We start from the raw sequence: 2587 nt of genomic DNA, 5'->3' as shown, positions 1-2587 counted from the left end.
GCTCGTTATACAAGCGGCTCAAATCGGTTTATGCAATAGCACCCATACCGTTGAGCAGCGCCTGTGCCGCTGGCTGTTGACCATGCAGTACCGGAGCCGATCGCGCACGCTTCCGTTCACCCACGATGTGATTGCAAACGTCCTTGGCACCCGGCGGGCCAGCATTTCCGTCGCAGCTGCCGCCTTGCAAGATGCCGGATTGATCCGCTATACGAAGGGATCGATTACGATTGTTTCATCGCGACGGCTCCTGGCCGAGGCTTGCCGATGTTATTCCCTGATCGGGAGCGTGGCTTTCAAGGATGGCTCACGGAGATCCCGCCTGAATTGACGCCGGGCCCGAGGCCTTGCGGCGCGGGAACGCTCTCAAGCGGGCCCTGACCCCCGTCCGCGGCGGCGGACCAGCGTGGCGACGGATGCGGCCAATTCGCCGGGATCGACGGGTTTTGCCAGATGCATTTCGAAGCCGCGCTGGAGCGCTTTCGTCCGATCCTCGGATCGCGCAAACGCCGTCAGAGCCGCGGCTGGAATTTCGCGAACATCGGGATTGGACGACGCACGGACTCGAGTGATGAACTCGAAGCCGTCCATTTCGGGCATTCCCAGATCCACCACAAGTGCGTCGGGACGTAATCCGGCCAGTTCCTCCAGTGCGCCAACTGCATTTGCGCGCGTCGTGACTCTGGCGCCTGCAGCCTCCAGCACGCTACGAAGCAGGTTGAGCGCGTCCGGCTCATCGTCGATGGCCAGGACGTGAACGTTCGTGAGGTCCGCGAGGCCTGAAAGAGGCGCCATCGTTTCCGTCCGCGGATGCTCACGAGATTCGCGTGCGGGGGCCGTATGCACGATCATCAGTGGCAATCGCACGCGGAAGGTCGAACCCTGTCCCTCGCCGGCGCTCTCCACTTTCACCGAACCGCCGTGCATTTCAATAATATTTCTAACGATCGAGAGGCCCAGGCCAAGGCCGCCTGCTTTTCGGGTGATGCTGGAATCGGCCTGACGGAATCGTTCAAAAACATAGGGGAGAAAATCCGGGCGAATGCCGATGCCGGTGTCGCTGATGACGATTTCGACATGCGAATTGACTCTTTCGACTCGCACCTGGACCCGGCCCTCTTTGGGCGTGAACTTCACGGCATTCGACAAGAGATTCCAGACGACCTGCTGGAGACGATCGGGATCCCCGGATACCGGCCCGACTCGCGGGTCGATAATCGTCTGGAGACGCACCTGCCGCGAATCGGCGGCAGGTTGAAGGGACGAAACGGCGTTATGCACGACGATGGGGAGTTCAACGGTCTGCACATCCAGACGCAGCTTGCCTGTGACAATGCGCGAGATGTCCAGAACGTCGTCGACGATCTGGCTCAGCGATCCGGCATTACGCTCCAGTACTTCCAGTCCGCGCGCCGCTTTTTCGCCGCTGATCAGGCCGCCACGCAGCATTCGCGCATAACCTAAAATCGAGCTCAGCGGCGTCCGCAACTCGTGGGAAAGAACGGCCAGGAATTCGTCTTTGATGCGGTCCGCCTCGCGCACGTCCGAATACAGCTGGGCGTTCTGCAGGGCAACTGCAACCCACGACGCGATACCAATCGCGATCCGCTCGTGCTGTTCGGTAAAAACGCCCGCCCGGGAGTGGCCGAAAAACAGCCCGCCGAGCACTTGTCCGGACGCCGTTTTTACCGGAACTGCGAGATAGCTGCGTACCGGCAAATGCCCCGGCGGCATGCCGTTATAGGGAGCGTTCTTGCCGTAGCGCGGATCGTTTGTAACGTCCGCAAGGCGGATAGAATGCTCGCCGCGAAACGTCGGCCCGAAGATTTCCGTGGCTCTCGGTTGCGGAAATTTTTCGAATGCGGACTTGTCGACTCCGGACACCGTATGCAGCAGATAGGATGCGCCCGACTGGCGGTCGATGACGTTGTAGAAGAACGCGCCGAATTGTGCCTTCGTCAGTTTTGTAGCCGCATCGGTCGCCTGTTGAGCGATCGTGTCTTTGTCGAGAGATGCGGCGACTGTTGCGCCGAACTCGCCGAGTTGCCGCGCAATCGCGCCCTGCTCTTCCGCCAAAGCGCGCAGCCGCGATTGTTCGCTGATATCCCGGGCGATTTTGGAGGCGCCGATCACCTGCCCGGAGTCGTCCACAATGGGCGATACCGTGAGTGAGATCAGAACTTGCGTGCCGTCCTTACGGAGGCGGCGCGTTTCATAGTGATTGACGGACTGGCCGGCCCGGATGCGGGCCAGGACCATGTCTTCTTCCGATTGAAGGTCGTCCGGAATGACGATGCGGATCGACCGGCCGATCGCTTCCTGCGCCGTATAACCGAAAATCCGCTCCGCGCTCCGGTTCCAGGACATGATGGTGCCGTTCAGGTCCTTGGACACGATGGCGTCATCAGACGACGCAATCACGGCAGCCAGCCGCTTGGCCGCAAGATCTGCCGCCCGGTGCTCGCTGATATCCCGCGCGATCTTGGACGCCCCAACGACCATATTATTCTCGCCGAACAGGGGTGATACCGTCAGCGATATCGGAACCGGGCTTCCATCCTTACGCTGTCGGACTGTTTCGTAATGG

2 protein-coding genes are annotated in these 2587 nt (G+C 60.6%); one reads left to right on the top strand and one right to left on the bottom strand.

Going from position 1 to position 2587, the window contains the following annotated elements; all coding sequences use genetic code 11:
- The coding region (locus VGK48_22295) for a helix-turn-helix domain-containing protein (protein HEY2383916.1) at positions 1-331 on the top strand (331 nt) is incomplete at its 5' end.
- A 35-nt stretch (positions 332-366) separates the two neighbouring features.
- Here the strand turns inward: VGK48_22295 and VGK48_22290 are convergent.
- Positions 367-2587 (bottom strand): PAS domain S-box protein (locus VGK48_22290; protein HEY2383915.1); only part of this gene is annotated, 2221 nt, incomplete at its 5' end.

Source organism: Terriglobia bacterium (assembly GCA_036496425.1).
Classification (GTDB): Bacteria; Acidobacteriota; Terriglobia; order 20CM-2-55-15; family 20CM-2-55-15; genus 20CM-2-55-15.
The sequence above is the reverse complement of the archived record's forward strand: the minus strand, read 5'-3'. Positions and strand labels throughout refer to the sequence as shown.